This is a genomic window from Nocardiopsis sp. LDBS0036 (genome assembly GCF_041228755.1).
Classification (GTDB): domain Bacteria; phylum Actinomycetota; class Actinomycetes; order Streptosporangiales; family Streptosporangiaceae; genus Nocardiopsis; species Nocardiopsis dassonvillei.
In genome coordinates this window covers 1,080,532-1,103,621 of sequence record NZ_CP141103.1, presented here as the reverse complement: position 1 = coordinate 1,103,621, position 23,090 = coordinate 1,080,532, and the positions used below count along the sequence as shown (strand labels likewise).

The following is a 23,090-nucleotide window of genomic DNA, read 5'->3' as shown; positions in this document are numbered from 1 at the left end:
GTCGTTGTGCGCGGGAGGGCTCAGCGGCCGGTGTTGGGGCGGATGAGGCCGGAGTCGTAGGCGGCTATCACGGCCTGGGTGCGGTCGCGGACGCCGAGCTTGGTGAGGATGTGGGAGACGTGGGTCTTGACGGTCTCGGTGCCCAGGAAGAGGCGGTCGGCGATCTCGGCGTTGGTGAGCCCCTGGGCCATGAGGGTGAGGGTCTGGGACTCGCGCTGGGTGAGGGTGGCCACGGCGCGGGCGGCGGGTGTGGGGGCGGCGGGTTGGGTGGCGGCCAGGTGGCGCAGGGCGGTGGGAAAGAGCAGGGTGTCGCCGCGGTGGGCGAGGCGGATGGCGGCCAGGATGTCCTCGGGCGGGGTGCGTTTGAGGAGGAATCCGTGGGCGCCCGCGCGTAGGGCGCCCCAGACGTAGTCGTCGTTGTCGAAGGTGGTGAGGACGATGACGCGGGGCGGGTGGGTCAGGGTGGTGTGCAGGGTGCGGGTGGCCTGGATGCCGTCCAGGCGGGGCATGCGCACGTCCATCAGGACCAGGTCGGGTCGGGTGCGTCGGACCAGGTCGGGTACGTCGGCGCCGTCGTCGGCCTGGCCGGTGACCCGCATGTCGTCCTCGGCGTTGATGAGGGCGGCCAGTCCGGCGCGGATGAGGGCTTCGTCGTCGACGAGGTTGATGGCGATCACGGTTGTTCTTTCCAGGTCAGGCGGCAGGTCAGGTGCCAGGTGCCGTGGTGGGGGCCGGCGGTGAGCGTGCCGCCGAGCAGGTGGGCTCGTTCGCGCATGCCGGTGATGCCGTGGTGGCCGCGCCCTCGCGGGGTGCGGTGGGCGCGGGTGGGCGGGAGGGGGTTGGTGAGGGTCAGGGTCAGGGCGGTGGGGGTGATGTCCAGGGTGAGGGTGAGGGGTTGGCCGGGGGCGTGGCGCAGGGCGTTGGTGAGGGCTTCTTGGCTGATGCGGTAGGTCTCGCGGGAGAGCAGGGCGGGGACGTGTGCGGGGTCGCCGTTCAGGTGCAGGGTCAGGTCGGTGCCGGTGTGTTGGGTGGCGCGGGCCAGGTGGGGCAGGTGGGCCAGGTCGGGGGGTGTGGTGCGTGGGGTGGGGGTGTTCTCGCGCAGGATGCCCAGTGCGTGGTCGAGGTCGGCGGTGGCGGTGCGGGCCTGGTCGGCGATGTGGGTGAGGGCCTGTCGGGCGAAGTCGGGGTCGGTGTCGAGCAGGCGGGCGGCGGTGGCGGCTTGGAGGGTGACCACGGACAGGGCGTGGCCCAGGGAGTCGTGGAGTTCGCGGGCCAGACGGTTGCGTTCGGCGAGGGTGTGGGCGTGGGCCTGGGCGGCGGCCAGGCGTTCGGTGGGTGAGGGGCCCAGCAGGCGGGGTGCGGCCAGGGTGAGCAGGTGGCCGACCAGGGCGGTGGTGTAGACCAGGGCGGCGAGCAGGGCGAGGCCGATGAGGGGGCCCAGGGCGCGCTGGGCGGGGGTCAGGGCGGTCTGGCCCATGAAGGTCAGGGGGCCCTGGGCGATGGTGGCGACGTCGCGGGTCAGGGGTGCGACGGCCAGGAGGGCGGCCTCGGTCAGGGCGACCATGGTGAGCAGGCACACGGCCATGCCGGTGAGCATGTGCAGGCACAGCCACAGGCTGGTGCGGGCGTTGCTGCGCCAGGTGGGGTTGGGGCGGGGTGTGGAGGTGAGGGGGCCGCGGAGCAGGGCGCGGGCCAGGTGGGTCTGGGCGCTGCGGGTGCCGGGCAGGTAGGCGGTGGCGGCGACGGCGGCCAGGGCCGCGGTGAGGGTCAGGGCGAAGGCGGCGGGTGCGGGGGTGGGGTTGACGAGGGTGGCCAGGACGAGGGCGGCCATGGCGTAGGGCATCAGGAGCGCGCCGCCGATGACGAGGTAGGCCCAGCGCCGGTAGGTGTGGGCGCTGGTGAGCGGGCGCAGGAGCGGGGTGAGGTGGCGCACGTGGGTGATCGTGGCACAGGCGGGGGCGGTGGCGCCTCCCCCGGCGGGGTGAGGCTGGGGGTGTGTTCGGGGGTGGGGTGTGTTCGCGGCCCGGGCGTCGCCCGGTGTGGTGTTGACGGGCGCCCCTCCCCCGTGTGTCCCCCGCGTGCGGGGTGAGCGGGGCCCGGGTTGGGTGCGGTGGGCGTTTCGCGGGAGGTGAGGGCCCGTCGGTGACTGTTGCATATGGCACATGATGGGGTCATCCGCTGTTTTTTGAGGGGCCGGTCCTGTCCAGGGGGTGGGATGCTGCCTAAGGTTGGCCAGGTGACAAGCAGTGCGACGCCGCCCCCGAGCGCGGCCAACCAAACGCAGACCCCCGGTGCCGGACTGGCCCACTCGCTCCGGCGCCGCCACATGGCGCTGATCGCGATCGGCGGTTCGGTGGGCGCCGGGCTCTTCATCGGCTCCGGGTCGGTCATCCAGATGGCGGGCCCGGCGGCGGTGCTCTCCTACGTCCTGGCGGGGGCGCTGGTGTTCTTCACCCTGCGCGCCCTGGGTGAGATGGTGGTGGCGGTCCCGGCCGGGGGCTCCTTCTCCGACTACGCCCGCCTGGCCTTCGGTCCCCGTGCCGGTTTCACCATCGGGTGGGTGTACTGGTGGATGTACGCGGTGCTGGTGGCCGCGGAGTCGGTGGCCGGTGCGGCGATCCTGGGCCAGTGGGTGCCGGGGGTGCCCGGGTGGGCGCTGGCGCTGCTGGTGCTGTTGTCGATGACGGTGGCCAACCTGGTGTCGGTGCGGGTGTTCGCCGAGACCGAGTCGTTCTTCTCGTTGGTGAAGGTGGCCACGATCGTGGCGTTCCTGTTGATCGGCGGCCTGTGGGCGGTGGGTCTGTGGAGCGGCGCGGACGGCTCCAGTGTGGCCAACCTGTGGGAGCACGGCGGGGTGGCGCCCAACGGGTGGGTGGCGGTGCTGGCCGCCACGGTGGTGGTGCTGTTCGCCTTCGGCGGGGTGGAGATCATCACCGTGGCCGCGGGCGAGAGCTCCGAGCCCGAGCGCGGTGTGGCCTCGGCGGTGACCAACGTGCTCTGGCGGATCGGGCTGTTCTATGTGGCCTCGATCGTGGTGGTGGTGATGGTGCTGCCGTGGAACAGCGTGGATCCGGGGCGCAGCCCGTTCGTGGCGGTGATGGAGCACGTGGGTGTGCCCGGGGCGGCGCTGATCATGGAGATCGTGGTCCTCATCGCGGTGCTGAGCGTGTTGAACGCGGCGATGTACACCTCCTCGCGGATGCTGTTCACGCTGACCCGGCAGGGGGACGCCCCGCGGGTGCTGCGCGGGACCAACCGGCGGGGTGTGCCGGTGCGGGCGATCCTGCTCGGCACCGTGGTGGGGTACGGGGCGGCGGTGGCCGACTACCTGTGGCCCGACCGGGTGTTCCCGTTCCTGGTGGCCTCCATCGGCGCGATCCTGCTGGTGCTGTTCCTGACCATCTGCGCCTCGCAGCTGGTGGTGGGGGCGCGGGTGCGTCGGCGTGAGCCGCAGCGGCTGACCCTGCGGATGTGGGCGTTCCCGTACCTGACGTGGGTGGTGCTGGGGGGTCTGGTGACGATCTTCGTGGCGATGGTGGTCATCCCCGACCAGCGTCAGGCGCTGCTGGCGTCGGTGGGGTCGGTGGTGGTGGCGCTGGTGGCCTATGAGTTCCGGCGCCGGTGGGGGCGTACGCCGCCCACGGACCGGGTGCTGGCGGTGCCCGACCGGCCCGACGCGGAGGCGCTGCGCCGTCACCCGGGCGCCGACTAGCGCGCTTCGGGGAACGGTGGTCGGGCGGGGGTCGCGGTGGCGGTTCCGGCCCGGGCTTCGACCGACGCGGCGGTCTGGCGGGGCTCCGCTCCCGGTGGGGGCGGGGCCCCGTTGCCGTGGATACGGTTCCCTCCCCCGGAACGGATGCCCGTCTTGAGGTGATGTGATGCCGTTTCTGGGTTTTGTCGCTAGGGTGCTGCGCAACCTCTGAGAGGAGCACCCCCGTGCGACACTTCGTCGGCTTCCTGTCCGGTCTGATCCTGGGTCCGCTGCTGGTCCTGCTGGCGGGGTGGGCGTTCACCCACCTGCGCGGTCTGCACGCGGTCGGTCTGGGCGCCCTGCAGGGTTCGGGGCCCCTGGCGGTGGCCGGGTTGGTGGGTATGGGGCTGTTGGTGGCGATGGTGGCGGTGCCGCCGCGGTTGACGCCGATGCTGCCGCTGGGCGCGGCGCTGGCGGTGGGGTCGCTGAGCGGCCTGGCGGTGTGGCGGATGTACCTGCTGGAGCGGTTGCCGCAGCTGCCCGGGACCGAGGGCGCCCTGGTGCTGCTGCCGTTGGGGGTGTTCGTGCCCTTGGTGGTGGTGCTGGTGGCCCCGGTGTTCGTGGGGCAGCGCTGGCGCCGTGAGGATGATGAGGGCCCCACCGAGGAGGAGGAGGAGTACTTCGAGGGCCTGTACGAGGACGAGCCGGACCCCCGGGGCACGCGCGGTGCGGCCGAGTCGGTGCCCCACACCCCCCGGCACCGGGCCTGAGACAGGGACGTCCGGGGTCCGGCGCGGGCGGTCAGCGCCAGGCGGGCCCCCAGCCGGAGCTGTTGGACACCCCGGGCGGCAGGGGCGGCAGGATGCCGTTGCCGCCGGTGGGTTCGGCGGGAGGCCGGGGTGCGCGGGGCGGTTCGGGCCGCTGCGGACGCGCGGAGGGTTCGGAGGGAGCGGGCCGGGCCGGGGCGCGTGGGGGTTGGGCGGGTTCGGGGCGGGGTGCGCTCTGGGGCTCGGGCGGGGCCGCCGGCTCGGGTGCGGGGGGTTCCTCGGGCAGGAAGCCGCGGACCCGGAGGGGTTCGGCCTCCTCGGTGCCGAGTACGACCGGTTCGGGTAGCGGCGGGTGCTGGTCCTCGTCGGTGGTGGGGATGGCCGGTTCGGCCGGGGCGACGCGCTTCCACCACAGCGCGGCCTCCTCGGGGGGCAGTTCGGCCTCCACCTCCAGCCAGCCGCGTACCTGGGGGTGGCGCCGGGCGGCGTTCCAGGAGCGGGGATAGGGCTGTTCGTCCAGGACCAGCAGGTGTTCGCCCTCCAGGGTGGGGATCTCGGCGGGCAGGCCCTCGTTCCACACCCAGGTGCCGTCGTGGGCGACCAGGTTCCACCAGCCGCGCACGGTCTGGGCGGCGGGGTCGGGGGCGCTGTCGCGGAAGGCGGCGACCCAGCGCGGGTCGGGCGGGTCCCCGGGCAGGCCCTGGCGGCGGGGGCCGATGAGGGCGTCGGCGAGCAGGGTGTGCAGCTGGGCGTTGTCGCCGATGCCCTCGAAGCGGACGCGGAAGGCGCGCTGGGAGGCGCGGTCCAGGACCAGGGCGCCGGTGGCCTCGGCCATGCGCAGCAGGTCGCGGACCTGGACGAACTCGGTGAGCAGGTCGGCGAGCTGGTTGGCGATGGCCAGGAGTTCGGCGTGCAGGGAGGGGTCGCGGCGCATGTGGGCGCGCACGGGGGCCTCGCTGAGCATGGTCCTGGCGGCCAGGCCGTGGCGGCGGATGGTCCACCAGCACATGGTGGCGCCGGGGGCGTCGTTGCCCAGGTCGGAGCTCACGCGGGCCTCGGCGTCGGCGGTGACGGCGTCGGGGTCGGGCGGGGCGTCGTTGCCGGTGCGTTCCCAGGCGCGGACGAAGACGATGGCGCCCCGGCCCATGGTGCGCAGGCGGCGCAGGACCTCGATGCCGGTGGGGCCGGGGTCGGTGCCCATCTCGACCAGGGCTCCGGCGACCACGGACAGGTCGGCGATGATGCCGGGGGCGGCGTGGTCTCCCGAGAGCAGGGGGGCCAGGGCCTCCAGGGCGAGTTCGCGTTCGGAGGCGGGGATCTGGGAGGCCAGCACGTAGACCTTGTGGACGGCCGGGGGGAAGTGTTGGGGGTCGGTGGCGACGGAGGCGTCGATCAGTTCTTGGAACGCCGCGCGAAACTCGTCGACCATGGGCCCGTCCCCTTTCTCACGGAACCAACCTAATGTCTCATCAGGGAAGGATCGCACTTTAACTGGTGATTTCGAGTACTACTGGTGTGTTTGTTGGCAAGCTGAGATGCCCAAGGGGCCCAGGAGGGCGGGGTCACAGGCCCAGCCGGGTGACGGCGTTGTCCTCCAGCGGGTTGGCGGTGCGGATGTAGTCGTGGACCGTGCGCGGGTTGGTCCAGCGGCCCTGGCGCATGATCTCGCGGTCGCTGGCCCCGCCCAGCGCGGCCTGGGTGGCGAACCCCGCCCTCAGGGAGTGCCCGCCGAAGTCGTCGGGGTCCAGCCCGGCGCGGCGGGCGTAGCGTTTGACCAGCTCCCCCACGGCCCGGCCCGACATCGGGCGCGACCCGAGGTGGCCGTGGCGGTCCACGGCGGGCAGCAGGGGGCGCTCGGAGCCGTCGGCCAGGTCCGTGCCCGGCCAGCCCTGGCACAGATGGGCCAGGGCCCCCTCGGGGCGGGGGCGCTCCAGCAGGGCGGCCACCGCCTCCTCACCGCCCGCGTGGTGGGTCTCGACCAGGGCGGCCCAGTCAGCGTAGGCGCACACCGGGCAGGTGTGGCGGTGCCGCCCCCGGGGCAGGGCGACCCGTTGGCCGTGGCGGCCCTCCTGGTCGGTCTTGGTCGCGCCCAGTGCCACCACCAGGGCGGGGGCACCGGTGGCGGGGTCGGTGTGCAGGGTCAGGTCGTCGAAGGTCAGCGCGGCCAGTTCGCTGCGGCGCAGGGCCCCGCCGAACCCGGTCAGCAGCAGCAGGGTGTCGCGTCTGCGGGCCACCCCGTGGGGGTGTTCGGGGCCCGGGCGCACCGACAGCAGCGCCTCCAGGACGGGCAGGATGACCGGTTCCTTGCGGCGCGGGCGGGCCCGGCGGGTGCGGCGGATGCCGCGCAGGGTCATGCGCACGACCTCGGCGCGGGTGGGCGAGTCCAGGCCGTGGGCGCCGTGCACGGCGGCGATGGCGGCGGCGCGCCGTTCGATGCTGGAGGGGGCCAGGGCCCAGCCGGTGTCGTCGGGGGTGCGCTCCTGGGCGCAGGCGGCCAGGTACACGGCCACGTCCACCGGGTCGGCGGGCAGGGACTGGCGTTCCTGGGCCAGGCACCAGGCGGTGAAGGAGGTCCAGTCGGCGCGGTAGGCGCGCAGGGTGTTGGGCGACTGGGCGCTGGCCAGGTAGCGGCCCAGGGTCTGGGCCTGTTCGGTGTCGAAGCGCTCGCGGACGCGGGCCAGGGCGCGGGTGTCGACCAGGACGCTGGGGGTGGCCTGTTCCAGGCGGGCGCGCACGGCCCCGGGCAGGGCGATCTCGTGGGCGGGCGCGGGGTCGGGGGTGGGCTGGGGTGTGTTCACGGTCATCCATGATGGCCCAGGGGCCCGTGCGAAGGCGGCAGGCGGCGCGGGTGCCCGGGGCGGCGGAGCGGTCGGGGCGGTGTGTCAGCCGAACAGGTGGGCGGTCAGGGCGTCCCAGAGTTCGGCCGGGGGCATGACCCACAGCAGGGGCAGGGCCGAGACGAGCAGGGCCGCGGTGAACCCGATCGCGGCGATCCTGCGCCGCAGGACCAGGGCGGCCACGGCCGAGGCCGCCGGGACGGCCAGGGCCAGGACCAGGACCCAGATCAGGGCGTTGCCGACCGGGTCCAGGCTCTCGGGGGGCACCGGGGCGTCGGGGGCGGCGTTGATCACCGATTCCTGCAGGTCCATGAACACGAACAGCAGGTTGGCCAGGGCCAGCGGGGTGCCCAGCAGCCACACCAGGGCCAGCACCGCCCACAGGGCGGTGAGTCTGCGGTCGGGCGGGTCGGTGAGGACCACCGGGGTGCGGCTGACGCCCGCCGTGGGCGGGAGCGGGCCGGGCTCCGGGGCGCTCTCCTGCTGGTGCGGGGCGGTGTCGGGGCGCTGGGCCTTGCGGCGCTTGCGTTTCTTGGGTGACACGTGGGTAGCCTACCGCCGGTTCGGGCGGGGGCCGGGCCGCGCCGGGAGGGCGGGGTTCACAGCGCCTGGGCCAGGTGGATGGCCACGACGAAGACCACCGGCCAGGCCAGCAGGGCCAGCGACCACAGGGCGGCCCTGCGGTCCCCGGCGACGGTGGCCACGGCGGCGGCCAGCAGGGGGATGCCCACGGCGGCGCCGAAGGCCAGGGTGAACCACTCGGCCGCGGAGCCGGCGTGGGCCTGGGCGCTGAGTCCCCGGAGGTAGCCGGCCGGCCCCAGCACCAGGCACATCAGGGCCAACAGGGCGATGACGACGCGGATGCCGGTGGGGTGGCGGGTGTTGCGGCCGTTGCCGGGGGCGGAGGGACGGTCAGACACGGGGGCCGTGGTGCCTTTCGAGAACGGGTGGCGGTCCAGGGCGGGCGGGGGCACGCCCGCACCGGGGTGCGGGTGGTGGTTCTTGCCGTCAGAAGACGCAGGGCGCCGCCCCCGGCGTGTGGGGCCCGGGGCGCGTGCGGTGCTGTTTGACCTCTCTCCCATCCAAAGCAGGGGGATTCTTCCCTCGCGGGTCGAGCTTTCTGCTTCGTCGCTGGTTGCCGAACCGAACTGTTCGGAGGGCGGAACACCGCCCGTCGGTCTTACATCAGCTCCACAGACATCACTTCCCGCCAGCCCGGCGGTAGGCCGATTCGGACTTGGTTCTCATCCGAATCGACGCTCACCAAGCTAGCACTGACTCAGGCAGCTCCGAAACCGTGGGGCGGGGCGGTCAGCGCCGGGCGGGCCAGGGGCGGGCGCCCTCGGTCAGGCGGGTGAAGGAGGACAGCAGGCGCAGTTCGTCGATGCTGCGCGGGGCGGTGGTGAGCAGGTCGGGTGAGAAGACCACGGCGGCGACCAGCTGGGCGCGCGACAGGGCCACGTTGAGGCGGTTGCGGTCCAGGACGAAGGCGGTGCCGCGGCTGGCCTCGGCGGCGTTGGAGGTGGTCATCGAGCAGATGACGGCGGCGGCCTCCTGGCCCTGGAACTTGTCCACGGTGCCCACGCGCACTCCCTCCAGGGCGGGGTGGTCGTCGGCGGCCCGGGCCAGGGCGCGGCGCAGGGCGCGCACCTGGAGGTTGTAGGGGGCCACCACGAGGATGTCGTGGCCGGTCAGGGGGCGCGGGTGCGCCTCGGCGGCGTCGGTGACCTTGTCGGTGACCAGGTGGGTGGCCACCTCCACCACCGCCTGGACCTCCTCGGGGCTGTGGGTGGTGCGGCCCTGGTGGGGGGTGGGCAGGGTGTACACGCCCGGTGCCAGGGTGGCCAGGGTGCGGTCGGCGGTGCTGGGGTGGGCGTGCAGGCGGCCCTGGTAGGACAGGGCGGAGACGGTGGCGCACACGGCCGGGTGCATGCGGCGGGTCTGGTCGAGGAAGTAGCCGCGTGAGGGGTCGATGATCTGGCGTCCGGCCATGAGGTGTTGCAGGGCGGAGGCGTCGGCGCCCTCACCGTGGGTGCCCTGGACGACCTGGGGCAGCTGCTGGGGGTCGCCCAGCAGGACGAGGTTGCGGGCGGCGGCGGAGACGGCGAGGGTGTCGGCCAGGGCGAACTGTCCGGCCTCGTCGATGATGAGCACGTCCAGGGGGTCGGCGAGCATGGCGGCGTTGGACATGGCCCAGGCGGTGCCGCCGATGAGGACGGGGCGGCCCTGGGCGGTGTGCTTGTCGCGCCAGCTGGCCAGGGCCTGGGGGCTGGAGGGCTGTTCCCAGGGCAGGTCCTGGTCGGTGTCCTTGCCGCGCCCCTTGGCGCGTTTGGCGGCGGCCACCTCCACCCCGGCGGCCTCGGCGGCGCGCAGGGCGGCGGTCATGACGTTCTCCACGGCCTTGTGGCCGGTGGAGCACACGCCCACGCTCCTGCCCTGGCGGGCCAGGTGGGTGATGAGCTGGGCGGCCAGGTAGGTCTTGCCCGCGCCGGGCGGGCCCTGCACGGCGAGGTAGGAGCCCTCCAGACGGTCCACGGCGGTGATGGTGGCCTGGATGAGGTCGCCGTCGTGGTCGGCGGGGTCGGGGAGCGGGCCGGGGGTGCTCAGGCGCGGCGGGATGCGGCGCAGCACGTCCAGGCCGGGGTGGTGGGGCCACGCGGGCAGGGTGTCCAGGGCGGTGCGGGCCACCGTCTCCAGGGCGCCGTCCTTGGGGGCGGGGTTGACCGGGGAGCCGGGCAGGACGGCGACGGGGGGCCGGGAGTAGGTGGAGTCGGGGTCGCAGGTCTCGGTGATGGCCAGGGTGTCGGCGTCGGCCTCGGCGACCTTGGCCTGGGTGGTGGTGGCGGGCTGCCCGGGGGCGCCGGGGTAGAGCAGGTGCACGTCCTGGCCGGAGGTGAAGGGGTGGGGGTGGGCGGTGTCCAGGCGCAGGGAGAGTTCGCGGCGGGACTTGCGCTGGCGGCCGGTGGGTTCGATCCACTCCCCCGCGCGCACCTGCCAGGGCACGGCGCAGTCGGTGTCGGACTCCAGGTCGGTCAGGGGGGCGCTGGTGCGCCGGTAGTGCTCGCGCCAGGGGGGCAGGTTCTCGCGCTGGTAGTAGCCGACCAGGGCGGCCAGTTGGGCGCGGGTGTGGTGGTCGGGTTCGCGGTCCTGGGCCTGGGCGGGGACCTGGTCGAGCAGGGGTTCGGTGAGGGCGGCGTGGCGGGCGGCCTTCTCCTGGCGTTTGCGGGCGCGTTCGGCCTCGGCCTCGGTGAGTTCGAGCTGGACCAGGGGGCGGTCGGTGATGCCCTGGTGGGTGCGGTGGTCCTCCAGCCAGTCGCGCAGGCGCGCGGTGGAGTGGCAGTCGTCGCGGTTGTAGGCGGCGATGTCGGCCAGGACCCGCGCGGCCCGGTCGTGGTCGCCGGCCTCGGTGGCGGCCAGGTAGGCGGCGTAGGCGTCGATGCTGGAGGTGGCGGTGGTGACGCCGCCGGAGCGGGCGGCGGGCAGGTAGAGGGGTTCGAGGTACTTGATGGAGTAGGAGCGCTGGGACACGCGCAGGCTCTTGCGCACGACGGTGTACAGGTCCACCAGGCGGTTCTCGCGCAGGAGCCGGTTGACCTCCTCCTCGCGGGTGGCGAACTCCGAGCTCAGGTGTTTGAGGCGGTCCACCTCGTAGGAGGCGTAGTGGTAGACGTGGGCGCCGGGGTCGGCGTCCACGCGGGCGGTGGCGAAGTCGACGAAGTCCTCCAGGGCCTTCTTCTCCTGGGCGCGGTCGTGGGCCCAGAAGGCGTGGAAGGTCTCGGCTCCGTGGGCGTCCTCGGTGGTGGCGCCGAAGAGGTACTCCAGGCCGCGTTCGCCCTCGCGGGAGTGGTAGGGGTAGCCCTCCATGTCGAAGAAGACGTCGCCGGGGCTGGGGGCGGGCAGGCTGGCCAGGCCGTCGGGGGCGAAGACCTCGGCGGTGACGGTGCCCTGGGGGTTGTCGGGGGTGCGGGTGCGGTCTTGGCGGACCTGGAGGGCGGCCTGGGCGCGTAGCTGGTCGAAGGAGCGGCGGGGCAGGGTGGCGGGGCGCTGGTCGTCGTCGGCCCGGGCGAGGGCGTCGATGGTGTCCAGTCCGGAGTCGGTGAGTTTGGCGGCCTGGTCGGTGCGCAGTCCGGCGACCAGGGACAGGTGGCGGGCGGCGGTGCGCCCCTGGGAGCACCAGGCCTGGTAGCCGCAGCCCTCGCAGGCGGGGCGGGGCTGGCCCCAGGTGGGGGCGGGCAGGGCGGGTTCGCTGGCCAGGAGGGTGAGCAGGCGGGTGGTGACGGTGCTCAGGATGGGGGTGAAGTCGGCGGTGGGCAGGGTGTGGGTGTGGTTGTCGCCGGTGAGCAGGTGCATGTGCTGGGGGGTGTGGCCGGTGGCGACGCTGACGGCGTGGGCGTAGGCGGCGAGCTGGACGACGGCGCCGGGGCCGGGGCGGCGGGCGAGCTTGGTGTCCCAGGGTTCGTAGGTCCAGTTCGCGGGGGCGGGGGTGCGGGTGCGGCCGGTGGCGGGGTCCAGGTCGGAGCGGATGAGGAAGTCGGCGCGGCCGTGGAAGGACACCGTGTGCCCGTCGGGGTCGGGGTCGGTGAGGCGGTGGTGGAAGCTGCCCTGGTAGATGACGGGGACTCCGGCGGCCATGGCCTCGGCGGTGGCCTGGGCGGCCGCGGCCAGGGAGGCGTCCTCGGGGCGGGGGTCGGGCATGCGGACGACCTCGACCAGGGCGCTGAGGCGTTCGAGTTCGGCCTGTTCGTGGGCCAGGCCGTGCTGGGCCACGAGCGGGTCGATGTCGGTGGGGGCGGGTGCGCCTTCGACGCGGGCGGCCAGGGCGGTCTTCAGGGCGCTGCGGTGGTCGCACTCCAGGGTGTCGACGAGGTCGGTGGGTGAGACGACCCAACCGGTGGTGGTGCGGAACACGCCCCTGCTCCCCTGTGTGGTGTTGGTGTGGGTGCTGGGGATTGTGCCACGAAGCGGTGACGTGTGGGGGCTCACACGCGCGGCGGGTGCGGTGGGAGGGGCGGTGAGGGTTCGGCGGGGCCGTCTTGGGGCTGGGCGCCGAAGGTGTGCCGCGTGCGGCGGCGCCGCGGCGGCCCGTTCGGGGCAGCCGCGGCGCGCACGCGTGCGGGTGGGGAGGGTGTTACCCCACGACCTGCCAGTCGACCTGGCCCACACCGGCTCCGGTGCCGATGATCTGGTCGAAGGCCGCGGTGGACAGGTCCAGGCAGCGTCCGTCCACGTAGGGGCCGCGGTCGTTGATGCGCACGGTCACGGACGCGCCGCTGCTCGGGTTGGTGACCTGGACCTGGGTGCCGAAGGGCAGGGTCTTGTGCGCGGCGGTCATGGCGTTGGGGTCGAACGTCTCACCGTTGGCGGTGGTGCGTCCGGCGAAGTCGGCTCCGTAGTAGGAGGCCTGGCAGGTGCCGCCCTGACCGGTGGACTCGGAGTCGCCGCCGCTGTCGGCGGCGGGTTCCTCGGCCTCCTCGGTCTCCTCCTCCTCGGGCTCTTCGAGGATGTCGGAGGCGTCGGTGCTGGAGCGCTGGGTGGCGGAGCTGACGGCCTCCTCGGCGAGCTGCTGCTGCTCCTGCCCGGCGTTGGGCGTGGCGTCGTCGGCGACCAGCGGGTCCGGGTCTGCCTGGGGGACGCCCGCGGCGTTGGTGGCACTGCCCGGGTCGGCGCCGGTGGCGATGACGGCCGCGGCGGCGGTGCCGCCCACCAGGAGCGCGGCCCCGGTGGCCGAGGCCAGGATGAGGGTGCGCTTGCGGCGGGAGCGTTTGGCGGCCACGCGGGGTCCCACGGGCGCGTCGGCGCGGGTGGCCTCTTCGTCGGCCGGCGGGTTCTGGGGCTGGTGTGTGCCCACGACGGATAGTCCTTCGAACGGGAACAGGGCGTGGCGGCGCGGGTGCTCCGGGGTGGGGTGCGCGGTTGCCGTGGCAGGGTGCGCGGGTGGTACGGCGCCCCGGGGCGCGGGAGGGCGCGGTGCCCGGAGCGGGCCGCCGGGTGGTGCGCGGGTTCTGGGCGCAGATCCTAGGGGTAACGCGAGGGTAACGGTACCGGAAAGGGAGGGTTTGTGGAACTTGTCACCTGAAGGGTCGGTGGTGTTCGTCACCCGGTGATGTGGGGCTCGGGCAGCTCGGGGCGCCGGGGCGGCACGCCCTCGGGGAAGAGGGTGGCGGCCGGGTCGGGCAGGTCCACGCCGCTGAGCCGGGCGACGGCGGTGGACAGGCTGGGGTTGTCCAGGTGCCCGCCCACGGTGCGGATCATGGCGGCCAGGGTGGGCAGGACGGGGGCGCCCAGGGCGGCGACGGCGTAGCGGGTGGCCACGGCCGGGGTGCGCGAGGCGCCCGCCCAGCAGTGCAGCAGGACGCGTTTGCCCTCCGCGCGCAGGGCCGCGACCGCGGCGGCGGCCTCGTCCAGGGTGAAGTGCGGGTGGGAGTTGGCGCCCCGGCGGTCGTGCAGCCACACCCGCACCCAGTCGGCGGCGGGCAGGTGGGGCGCGTCGCTGGGGTGGGTGCGGCACAGCGAGACCGCGGCGTCCACGGTCTCGGGGTGGGCGCGCAGGTGGTCGAGGTTGCCCAGCAGGACGCCCGGGTCCAGGGGGTGGGGGACGGCGAAGGGCGGCAGGCGGCGGGGTTCGTCGACCAGGACGGGGTGCTCGGGCCACAGGGTGGGGTGGGGGCCGCGGGCGGTGGTCAGGGCGGTGGTGGTCAGGGTGTGGGGGTCGGTGGTCTCCGACAGGCGGCGCAGGGCGTGCAGGGGCAGGGCCGAGGCGCCCCACAGGGCGGCGGCCAGGGTTCCGGTGTGCAGGGCGGCCCGGTCCCCGGCGGCGGCGTGGGCCGACCAGACGGCCTCGACCAGGTGGGTGCAGGCGAAGGAGCCGCGGGCGGGGTCCTCGGCGGGGCGGCGGGTGCGCGTCAACGCACGCCAGGAGGCGCCCAGGGGGTCGTCGGCGGTGGTGTGCTCCAGGGCGGGGGCGAAGGAGGGCAGGGCGCCGGTGCGGGCGGCGGTGCGCAGCGCCGCGGCCCAGGCGTGCTCGACGGGGTCCCCGGGGGGCCGGGGCGGCTGGTCGGGTCCGGTCAGGTCGGTGAGCGCGGCGCGGACCAGGCGGGCGTGGGCGGTGCCGGGTCCGGTGGCGTGCGCGGCCAGGGAGGGTGGGGTGCCGACCAGGGCGGCGGCGGTCGGGGCGCCGAACAGGGCGCCGACGGCCCGGTCGCTGGCGGGGTCGTGGAAGTCGAGCAGGGGCGCGGGTACTGCGGGCATGGCTGTCCTCGGGGGCGGTGCGGACCGGGATGGGCGGGGAGCCCACGGGTGGTCTTCCCCGGCCGCCGGCCCCGCGCACCCGGCGGCCGGTTGTGGCCATGCCCGGGCAGGGCGCGGCGGGGCGGGCCGGTGCCGTGCGGCGGGTCCCTCCCCCCACCGGACCGGTGCTCGACCCGGTGGGTACCGCTCCCCCGCCCCGGTGGCCTGCCCCCGGTTCAGACGGGCTGGGCGATGGCGGCCTGGCGGTAGCGCGCGGCCACGGCGTGGGCCAGGGCCGGGTCCGGGCACAGCGGGCGCGCCACCACGTCCGCGCCCGCCCCGGCCAGGCGGTCGTGGAAGAGCCCCGGTGCCAGCAGCCAGCTGGCCACGGCCACCCTGCGGTGCCCCCGCTCGCGCAGGCGGACCACCCGTTCGGCGACGGTGGGTTCGCCTGTGGCGATGAACCCCAGCTCCACGGGGGTGCCCAGGCGCTGGGACATGCGCCGGGCCGCCTGCTCCAGCTCGGCGCCCGCGAAGGGGTCGGAGGTCCCGGCGCAGGCCAGCACGACGGCGTCCCCGGGCCGGTACCCGGCTCCGACCAGGCGGCGCACGGCGGTGTCCAGGACCGCGGGGTGATCGCCCAGGGCGGGGGTGATGACGGCGTCGGCGCGTCCGGCGCGGGCGAGCTGGTGGGGGATGTCGGTGCGCACGTGGTAGCCCGAGGCCAGGAACGCGGGCACGACCACCAGCGGTCCCGGGGTGCGGGCGGCGACCTCGCCGACGCTGGGCGCGAGCACGTCGGCGAAGGCCAGGCGGGTGGGTCGGCCCGTCACCTCGGCCACGCGCAGGGCCAGGGAGTGGGCCACGGCGGTGCCGTGGGGGTCGCGGGTGCCGTGGACGGCCAGCAGCAGGGTGGGGTGTCGGTGCATCGCGTGGCGCGGACGGCCGGGGCCGGGGTCCGCTTCTTCCTTTCCCTCGGTCGGGTGGGCCGGTGCGCTGTCAGAGGGTGCGTTCGGCCGGGTCCAGGGCCAGCCGGTAGCCGCGTTTGACCACGGTCTGGATGATGCGGGGGTCGCCCAGCGCGGTGCGCAGCCGGGCCACGGCCGTCTCCACGGCGTGGGCGTCGGCGTCCTCGCCCAGGCAGGTGAGCAGGCGGGTGCGGTCCAGGACCTGGCCGGGCCTGCGCGCCAGCTCGCGCAGCACCCGCATCAGGGTGGGCGAGAGGGTGCGCACGGTGCCGTCGACCAGGACGGCGTGGCCGCGCAGGCGCAGGCGGTGTCCGGCCACGGACAGGGTCGGAAAGCGTGCGGGCAGCTCCTCGGCGAGCGCGCGGACCTGGGCGCCGACGCGGGCGCGCTGGGGCCACACGGTGGGGATGTCGTGGGCCATGAGGGGGCGTGCGGTGACCGCTCCCACGCACATGGCCAGGACGTCGCCGCGCAGGGCCCGGACCAGGGCGGCCTGGTGGCCGGTGGTGTGGGCGCGGGCCAGCAGCCCCGCCGCGGCCGGGGCGCTGGTGAAGGTGACCGCGTCCACTCCCCCGTTGGTGACGGCCTCGATGAGGCGGTCCAGGGGCGCGGTGTCCTCGGGCAGGGTCCAGCGGTAGACGGGGACCTCGACGACGTCGGCTCCGGCCAGGCGCAGGGCGGCGGTGAAGTCGGGCAGGGGTTCGCCGTGCAGCTGGATGGCCACGCGCAGACCCCGCACGCCCCGGGCGAGCAGGTAGTCCAGGACCTCGGCGGAGGACTCCGAGGGCGGCGACCACTCCTCGGTGAGTCCGGCGGCGCGGATGGCGCCCTTGGCCTTGGGGCCGCGGGCCAGCAGGCGCGAGGTGCGCAGGCTCGCCAGGAGCGGGTCGACGGTGCCCCAGGTCTCGCACGCCTCCACCCAGCCGCGGAAGCCGATGCCGGTGGTGGCCACGACGACGTCGGCGGGGCGGCGGGCGAGCTGTTCGGAGACCGAGGCCAGGCGCTGGTCGTCGCTGAGCGGCACGATGCGCAGGGCCGGTGCGGCCAGGACCTGGGCGCCCTTGCGGCGCAGCAGGGCGCTGATCTCCTCGGCGCGGCGGGCGGCGGTGACGGCGACGGTGAACCCGGCCAGCGGCGCGGTGGTGGCGGGTTCGGCCGGGCGGTGGGCGGGCGGGGCCGCGGTGTCGTCGTCCAGGGAGGTGTTCACGGTGTGTCCTCCTGGGCGCGTGCGCCGATCTGCACGGCGGTGTCGGTCTGGCGCACGGGCCAGGTGGTCAGGCGCACGTGCTCGTCGTCCAGGCTCTGGCCGGTGCGCAGGGAGAAGACGTTCTTGAGCATGGGTGAGGCGACGGTGGGCTCGCCCGCGCGGTCGCCGACGATGCCGCGTGCGATGACGGCGGCTCCGGTGTAGGGGTCGATGTTGTCGACGGCGTACAGGTGCTGGTCGCGGGTGCGGAACACGGCGACCTGGCGGCCGTCGGGGAGCAGCACTGCCACCCCGTCCTCCACGCGCAGGCCCGCCGGGGCGCAGGCGTCGATCCAGGTGGTGGGCTGGGCTCGGGTGGTGACGGTCATCGGGTGGCCTCCTGGGGTCGGCGGGCGGGCATGCCCAGGCTGACGGGAGCGGTGGGGACCGGCTGGTCGCGGGTGGTGGTGAAGCTGATGGTGGGGTCGGGGGTGTCGGGGGCGTTGGCGAAGGAGACGAAGCGCGCGAGCTTGTCGGGGTCGGCCAGGACCGCGGCCCACTCGTCGCCGTAGGAGTCCACGTGGCGGGCCATGGCCTCCTCCAGTTCGGCGGCGATGCCCAGGGAGTCCTGGACGACGACGTCGCGCAGGTGGTCCAGGCCGCCGTCCAGGGACTCGATCCAGGGGGCGGTGCGCTGGAGGCGGTCGGCGGTGCGCACGTAGAACATCAGGAACCGGTCGACGTAGCGGATGAGGGTGTCCTCGTCCAGGTCCGAGGCCAGGAGTTCGGCGTGGCGGGGGGTGAAGCCGCCGTTGCCGCCCACGTACAGGTTCCAGCCCTTGTCGGTGGCGATGACGCCGAAGTCCTTGCCGCGGGCCTCGGCGCACTCGCGGGCGCATCCGGAGACGGCGGCCTTGAGCTTGTGGGGTGAGCGCAGGCCCCGGTAGCGCTCCTCCAGGCGGATGGCCAGGCCCACCGAGTCCTGGACGCCGAAGCGGCACCAGGTGGTGCCCACGCACGACTTGACGGTGCGCAGGGACTTGCCGTAGGCGTGTCCGGACTCGAATCCGGCGTCGACCAGCCGTTTCCAGATGACGGGCAGCTGTTCGAGGCGGGCGCCGAACAGGTCGATGCGCTGGCCGCCGGTGATCTTGGTGTAGAGGTTGAAGTCGCGTGCGACCTCGCCGATGACGATGAGCTTGTCGGGGGTGATCTCGCCGCCGGGGATGCGGGGCACGACCGAGTAGGTGCCGTTGCGCTGCATGTTGGCCAGGTAGCGGTCGTTGGTGTCCTGCAGGGTGGCCTGTTCGCCCTCCAGGATGTGCCCGTTGCCCAGGGAGGCCAGGATGGAGGCCACCGTGGGCTTGCACACGTCGCAGCCGTGTCCGGTGCCGTGGGCGGCGATGAGCCCGGAGAAGGTGGTGGTGCCGGTGGCGCGCACGATCTCGACCAGTTCGGCGCGCGACTGGGGGAAGTGCTCGCACAGGGCCTTGGACTGCTCGATGCCCGCCTGGGAGAGGATCTGCTTGAGCATGGGCACGCACGAGCCGCAGCTGGTGCCCGCCCTGGTGCAGGCCTTGAGCGCGGGCACGTCGTGGTTGCCGCAGGAGATGGCCTCGGTCAGTTCGCCCTTGGTGACGGCGTTGCACGAGCAGATCTGGGCGGTGTCGGGCAGGGCGTCGGCGCCCAGGGTGGCGCCCTCGGGGGTGATCAGCGACAGGGGGTCGCCGGGCAGGGGGGAGCCGACCAGGGGGCGCAGGGTGGCGTAGGCCGAGGCGTCGCCGACCAGGACGCCGCCGAGCAGCGTGGTGGCGTCGTCGGAGACCACGAGCTTGGCGTAGCGGCCGCTGGCGGCGTCGTTGACGACCACGTCCAGGGCGCCGGGGGTGCGGCCGTGGGCGTCGCCGAAGCTGGCCACGTCCACGCCCATGAGCTTGAGTTTGGTGGAGGTGTCGGCGCCGGTGAAGGTGGCCCGGCCGCCCACGAGCCGGTCGGCGACGACCTCGGCCATGGCGTTGCCGGGTGCGATGAGGCCGTACACGGTGCCGCGGTGGTTGGCGGCCTCTCCCACGGCGTGGATGTGGGCGTCGCTGGTGGTGCAGGTGTCGTCGACGACGATGCCGCCACGCTCGCCCACCTCCAGCCCGATCGCGCGGGCGAGGTCGTCGCGGGGGCGGATGCCCACGGAGAACACGACCAGGTCGGCGTCCAGGGAGCCCTCGCCCAGTCTCAGGCGGGCCACGCGGCCGTCGGGGCCGGCCTCCACGGCGGTGGAGGCCGAGCCGGTGTGGACCCGCACGCCCAGGTCGGTGATCAGGGTACGCAGCAGGCCTCCGGCGCCCTCGTCGATCTGCGCGGGCATCAGGTGGGGGGCGAGTTCGACCACGTGCGCCCGCACGCCCAGCAGGCGCAGGGCGTTGGCGGCCTCCAGCCCCAGCAGGCCGCCGCCCACGACCACGCCGGTGCGCGCGCCGCGCGCGGAGGCGGTGATGGCGTCCAGGTCCTCGATGGTGCGGTAGACGTGGCAGCCGGGCAGGTCGTGGCCGGGCACGGGGGGCACGAAGGGCGTGGAGCCGGTGGCCAGGACGAGCCGGTCGTAGGGCAGGACGCGTCCGCTCGCGGTGGTGACGGTGCGGCTGGCGCGGTCGATGCCCACGGCGCGTTCGTTGACGTGCACGTCCACGTGGGGGCCGCTCAGGTCGCCCAGGGACAGGTCCTGGGCGCTGGCGCCGTCGAAGTAGGAGGACAGGGCCACCCGGTCGTAGGCGGTGCGGGGCTCCTCGCCCACGACGGTGATGTGCCAGTGTCCGGCGGTGTCGCGGTCGCGCAGGGCCTCGACGAGGCGGTGGCCGACCATGCCGTTGCCGATGACGACGAGTTCTTCCATGGGCTCCTCCTGCTGCGGGGTCGGACAGGTTTCAGGCAACCTCCCGGGTGTTTCCCGACGGTCAGCCGTATGTGTCGCGCTTGTTTCGATGTGCTGCCACCGCAGGTGGCGGGTGCGTGATGCGGGGTGAAGCGCCAGGGTGGGTGCCGGGCGGGCCCCGCCTGGGTGGTTGGTCACACCGCAGGGGCCGCGCGGGTTCGGCCGTGTCCCCGTCCCTCCCTGCCCGGTGGGGGGCGGTGCGTGGACAGCGGTCCCCGGCTCGGCCAGGATGGGCGCTGATGCACACGTTCGCCGCCACGCGCCCCGCGCGCGCCCTGTCCTGTCTGTCCGCCCTGGCCGTGGGTGACGCCTTCGGCTCCCAGTTCTTCGTTCCGGCCAACCGGCGCTTCTTGGAGGAGCGGGAGTTGCCGCCGGGGCCGTGGCAGTGGACGGACGACACCGAGATGGCGGCGTCGGTGTACGCGGAGGCGGTGCGCGGCGAAGGGGTGGACCCCGAACGGCTGGCGGGCTCCTTCGCCCGCCACCACGACTTCGACCGCGGGTACGGCCCGGCCACCGGGCGGCTGCTGCGCCGGGTGCGCGAGGGCGGGGACTGGCGGACGCTGGCCGCGGAGCCGTTCGGGGGGTCGGGTTCCTTCGGCAACGGGGCGGCGATGCGGGTGGCCCCGTTGGGCGCCTGGTACGCCGACGATCCGGGTCGGGCCGCCCGGGAGGCGGCGGTGAGCGCGCGGGTGACCCACACCCACCCCGAGGCGGTGGACGGCGCGGTCGCGGTGGCGGTGGCCGCCGCGCTGGTGGCACGGCGCGAGCCGATGGGGCCCGGGCCCTTCCTGGACGGGGTGGCCGGGTGTCTGCGGCCGGGGCGCGTGCGCGAGGCGGTGGGCGCCGCCCGCAGGCTGCTGGTGACCGCCGACCCGTTGGGGGCGGCCGCCGAGTTGGGCGACGGCTCCCGGGTCAGCGCGTTGGACACGGTGCCGTTCACGCTGTGGGTGGCGGCCCGGCACGGCGGGGTCCTGTCGGGGGCGCGTGCGGGCGGTGGGAGTTTCGCCTCGGCGATGTGGGCGGCGGTCGCTCCGGGCGGGGACATGGACACCACCTGCGCGATCGTGGCGGGGATCCTGGGTGCGGGGCTGCCCGGGGGCCGGGTTCCCGCCGAGTGGGCCGAGCGCACCGAGGAGCTGCCCGGTTGGGCGCTGGCGGACGGCGGCCTCGACCGCTAGGGGTCGTGCCGTGGGGCCGCGGGGTCCGCGCGCCGTAGCCGGTACCGGGTGCCGGTTAGGGTGGCTCGGAGCCGGAGCGGCAAAGGCGCCTGGGGAACGTGTGGGTGAGTGGGGGGTTGGCCTGTGCAGGTCGAGGTGTGGTCCGACGTGGTCTGTCCGTGGTGCTACATCGGCAAGCGGCGCCTGGAGAGGGCGCTGGAGCTGTTCGAGCACGCCGACCGGGTCCGGGTGCGCTGGCGCAGCTTCCAGCTGGACCCCTCCTTCCCGCCGGGGGTGAGTGAGCCGGTCTACGACTCGCTCTCGCGCAAGATGGGGGCGCCCCGCGAGCAGGTGCGGTCGATGACCGAGCAGGTCACGCGGGTGGCCGCCCAGGAGGGCCTGGACTACGACTTCGCGGGCGGGTTCATGGTCAACACCTTCGACGTCCACCGCCTGATCCACCTGGCCCGGACCCGCGGCCTGGAGGGCCGGGCGCAGGAGCGGTTCATGCGCGCCCAGCTGGTGGAGGCCCGCGACCTCAGCGACGCCGACGTCCTGGTGGAGGTGGCGGCCGAGGCCGGGCTGGAGCCCCAGGAGGCGCGGCGGGTGCTGGAGGGCGAGGAGCACGCCGAGGACGTGCGCGAGGACATCGCCCTGGCCCGCCGGTTGGGTGCGACCGGGGTGCCCTTCTTCGTCATGGACCGCGCGGTCGGCATCTCGGGGGCCCAGTCCGTGGAGGTGGTGCTGTCCGCCCTGGACAAGGCCCACCGGACCGGCCGGGGGTAGACCGACGCGACGGCGGGGCCGGGCACGGGGCGGCGTCCGCGCGGGGCGCCCGATCTCCCCCGCCCGGGGGAGGCGGATCCCGCTGCACGGTGAGGTGCGCCCGGTGCCGTGCGCGCGAGGGTGTGGGTGGTAACGACCGCACCTGAGACGAGGAGCAGGCCATGGCCGCCCCACCATCTGTCACCCGGACCCGCCACGAACACCTGCGGCCCACCGCCGCCCCCTGGACGGCCCTGGCCTGGTCGGCGGTGGCCCTGGCCCTGGGGCTGGCCTGGCTGAGCGGGGTGGTCCCGGCGGGCGTCCCCGGGCAGGGCGGGTTCGGCTCGCTGTTCTCCCTGGTCGCCCCGGACGCCTCGGGGCCGCTGAACGCCCGGACGGTCCCGGGGGCGGTGTCCCTGCTGCTGGGCGCGGTGGGCGCGGTGTGCGCCGTGCTCATGCTGCGCCCGCGGGGAGCCGGGGGCCGTGTGGTCGAGGCGGTCTGCTGGACGCTGGGCGCGGTGGTGCTGCTGGTGTTCGTGGACAGTCAGCTGCTGTCCTGGCTGGGGTACTCGATGATCCTGCCGGTGGCGGGGTGGGCCGTGCCCGACCTGTTGCGGCTGTGGGCGGAGGCGACCTTCACCGCCTCCCACCTGTCCACCCTGTTTTTCGCGGCGGGCGTGGCGGTGTGGGTGGCGGCGGCGCTCACCCACCGCCGTGCGGTGCGCGGCGCCTGCCAGCGCTGCGGGCGCGCGCCGGAGTGGAACGCCGGGCGTGAGCGCGCGGCGCGGACCCGGGCGCTGCGGGTGGGCCGGATCGCGGTGGCCCTGGCCTGTGTGGTGGCCCTGTTCTACCCGTCGCTGCGTCTGCCCTGGCTCTTCGGGATCCCGGTGGGGGTCGGCCGGGAGCAGTTCGACGCCATGGCGGCCGACGGCGGCACGATCGTCATCGGGGTGGGGCTGGGCACGGCCGGCCTGGTGGGCGTGGTGCTGATGCTGGGGCTCGTGCAGCGCTGGGGCGTGCGCTTCCCGTGGTGGACGGCCGGTCTGGCCGGTCGCCGGGTGCCGGTGGGGCTGGCGGTGGTGCCCGCGACCCTGGTGGCGGTGGCGCTGGTGGCGATGGGCCGCAGCGTCGTGGTGGAGCTCCTGGACGCGCAGGCGCGTTCGCTGCTGACCGCCGAGCCGCTGCACACGGTGGCGTTCGCGTCGATGGCGGTGTGGGGCGCGGCGCTGGGGGTGGCCACGGCCGCCTACGCGGTGCGGCGCCGGGCGGAGTGCGCGGGGTGCGGGCGCGGGCTGCCCGAGGTGCTGCCCGGTGACATCCTCAGGGCATCCGGGGCCCGCTGAGTCGGAGCGGCGCGTACGGCGCCCGACACGCGCACGTCCTGACGACCGCGTCCCCGGGGAAGGCCCGTGTCCGGCTCACGCCGGGCGCGGGCCTTCCCCGGTTCGGGCGGGGCATCGTCGGTTCTCTTCGGCGCAGTGGCCCACGCCACAGGTTCGGGGTCTTGAGTGTGCCGCGACGGCACAGCCTTTGCTGGAACACGGTTCACCCCGCGTTCCCGGC

18 protein-coding genes are annotated in these 23,090 nt (G+C 74.9%); 5 read left to right on the top strand and 13 right to left on the bottom strand.

Annotated features, from left to right (window positions below; translation table 11 throughout):
- Window positions 1-20: 20 nt before the first annotated feature.
- Window positions 21-677: a response regulator transcription factor gene (locus tag UIS43_RS04620; RefSeq protein WP_013153219.1), complete on the bottom strand. Its 657-nt coding sequence runs from the start codon at window positions 675-677 to the stop codon at window positions 21-23.
- Window positions 674-1,933: a histidine kinase gene (locus UIS43_RS04615; RefSeq protein WP_358413529.1), complete on the bottom strand. Its 1,260-nt coding sequence runs from the start codon at window positions 1,931-1,933 to the stop codon at window positions 674-676. Before UIS43_RS04615 ends, UIS43_RS04620 begins: the two co-directional genes overlap by 4 nt.
- A 393-nt stretch (window positions 1,934-2,326) precedes the next feature.
- Here UIS43_RS04615 and UIS43_RS04610 point away from each other — a divergent pair, with 393 nt between their 5' ends.
- Window positions 2,327-3,712 carry an amino acid permease gene (locus UIS43_RS04610; protein WP_019607156.1) on the top strand — a complete coding sequence of 462 codons (1,386 nt, stop codon included), beginning with the start codon at window positions 2,327-2,329 and terminating at the stop codon, window positions 3,710-3,712.
- A 224-nt stretch (window positions 3,713-3,936) separates the two neighbouring features.
- Entirely contained in the window at window positions 3,937-4,461 is a 525-nt protein-coding gene (locus tag UIS43_RS04605) for a hypothetical protein (protein WP_370012562.1), read from the top strand.
- 31 nt (window positions 4,462-4,492) lie between these two features.
- Here UIS43_RS04605 and UIS43_RS04600 read toward each other — a convergent pair whose 3' ends face one another.
- From UIS43_RS04600 to nirB, 11 genes are all read right to left on the bottom strand, one after another.
- Window positions 4,493-5,887: a hypothetical protein gene (locus UIS43_RS04600; RefSeq protein WP_358452969.1), complete on the bottom strand. Its 1,395-nt coding sequence runs from the start codon at window positions 5,885-5,887 to the stop codon at window positions 4,493-4,495.
- A 133-nt stretch (window positions 5,888-6,020) separates the two neighbouring features.
- On the bottom strand, window positions 6,021-7,262 hold the full coding sequence (locus tag UIS43_RS04595; protein WP_370012559.1) for a site-specific integrase: 1,242 nt from the start codon (window positions 7,260-7,262) through the stop codon (window positions 6,021-6,023).
- A gap of 78 nt (window positions 7,263-7,340) precedes the next feature.
- Window positions 7,341-7,838 carry a hypothetical protein gene (locus UIS43_RS04590; RefSeq protein ID WP_013153213.1) on the bottom strand — a complete coding sequence of 166 codons (498 nt, stop codon included), beginning with the start codon at window positions 7,836-7,838 and terminating at the stop codon, window positions 7,341-7,343.
- 56 nt (window positions 7,839-7,894) lie between these two features.
- Window positions 7,895-8,215: a hypothetical protein gene (locus UIS43_RS04585; protein WP_041553134.1), complete on the bottom strand. Its 321-nt coding sequence runs from the start codon at window positions 8,213-8,215 to the stop codon at window positions 7,895-7,897.
- A 391-nt stretch (window positions 8,216-8,606) separates the two neighbouring features.
- On the bottom strand, window positions 8,607-12,203 hold the full coding sequence (locus tag UIS43_RS04580) for a TM0106 family RecB-like putative nuclease (RefSeq protein ID WP_370012555.1): 3,597 nt from the start codon (window positions 12,201-12,203) through the stop codon (window positions 8,607-8,609).
- A 220-nt stretch (window positions 12,204-12,423) separates the two neighbouring features.
- A complete protein-coding gene (locus UIS43_RS04575; protein ID WP_013153210.1) occupies window positions 12,424-13,143 on the bottom strand; it encodes a septal ring lytic transglycosylase RlpA family protein in 720 nt (239 codons plus the stop codon).
- Window positions 13,144-13,388: 245 nt separating this feature from the next.
- Window positions 13,389-14,543: a protein phosphatase gene (locus UIS43_RS04570; RefSeq protein WP_370012554.1), complete on the bottom strand. Its 1,155-nt coding sequence runs from the start codon at window positions 14,541-14,543 to the stop codon at window positions 13,389-13,391.
- A 215-nt stretch (window positions 14,544-14,758) separates the two neighbouring features.
- The gene (locus UIS43_RS04565) at window positions 14,759-15,451 is read right to left on the bottom strand and encodes a sirohydrochlorin chelatase (RefSeq protein ID WP_117199473.1); all 693 of its coding nucleotides are present in this window, start codon (window positions 15,449-15,451) and stop codon (window positions 14,759-14,761) included.
- 70 nt (window positions 15,452-15,521) lie between these two features.
- Complete coding sequence (locus tag UIS43_RS04560; RefSeq protein ID WP_013153207.1) at window positions 15,522-16,697, bottom strand: uroporphyrinogen-III synthase; 1,176 nt, start codon at window positions 16,695-16,697, stop codon at window positions 15,522-15,524.
- Window positions 16,694-17,065, bottom strand: coding sequence for a nitrite reductase small subunit NirD (nirD, locus tag UIS43_RS04555; protein WP_013153206.1), 372 nt, complete (start codon window positions 17,063-17,065; stop codon window positions 16,694-16,696). The genes UIS43_RS04560 and nirD overlap by 4 nt, the downstream gene beginning before the upstream one ends.
- Entirely contained in the window at window positions 17,062-19,563 is a 2,502-nt protein-coding gene (nirB, locus tag UIS43_RS04550; protein WP_013153205.1) for a nitrite reductase large subunit NirB, read from the bottom strand. Before nirB ends, nirD begins: the two co-directional genes overlap by 4 nt.
- Window positions 19,564-19,841: 278 nt before the next feature.
- Between nirB and UIS43_RS04545 the strand changes: the two genes are divergently transcribed.
- The 3 genes from UIS43_RS04545 to UIS43_RS04535 all read left to right on the top strand — a co-directional run bounded on the left by UIS43_RS04545 (window position 19,842) and on the right by UIS43_RS04535 (window position 22,870).
- Window positions 19,842-20,783 (top strand): ADP-ribosylglycohydrolase family protein, encoded by a 942-nt coding sequence (locus UIS43_RS04545; protein WP_370012552.1) that lies wholly within the window; start codon window positions 19,842-19,844, stop codon window positions 20,781-20,783.
- Window positions 20,784-20,906: 123 nt separating this feature from the next.
- Entirely contained in the window at window positions 20,907-21,548 is a 642-nt protein-coding gene (locus UIS43_RS04540; RefSeq protein WP_041552692.1) for a DsbA family oxidoreductase, read from the top strand.
- Window positions 21,549-21,709: 161 nt separating this feature from the next.
- A complete protein-coding gene (locus tag UIS43_RS04535) occupies window positions 21,710-22,870 on the top strand; it encodes a hypothetical protein (RefSeq protein ID WP_013153202.1) in 1,161 nt (386 codons plus the stop codon).
- The last annotated feature ends 220 nt before the right edge of the window (window positions 22,871-23,090 follow it).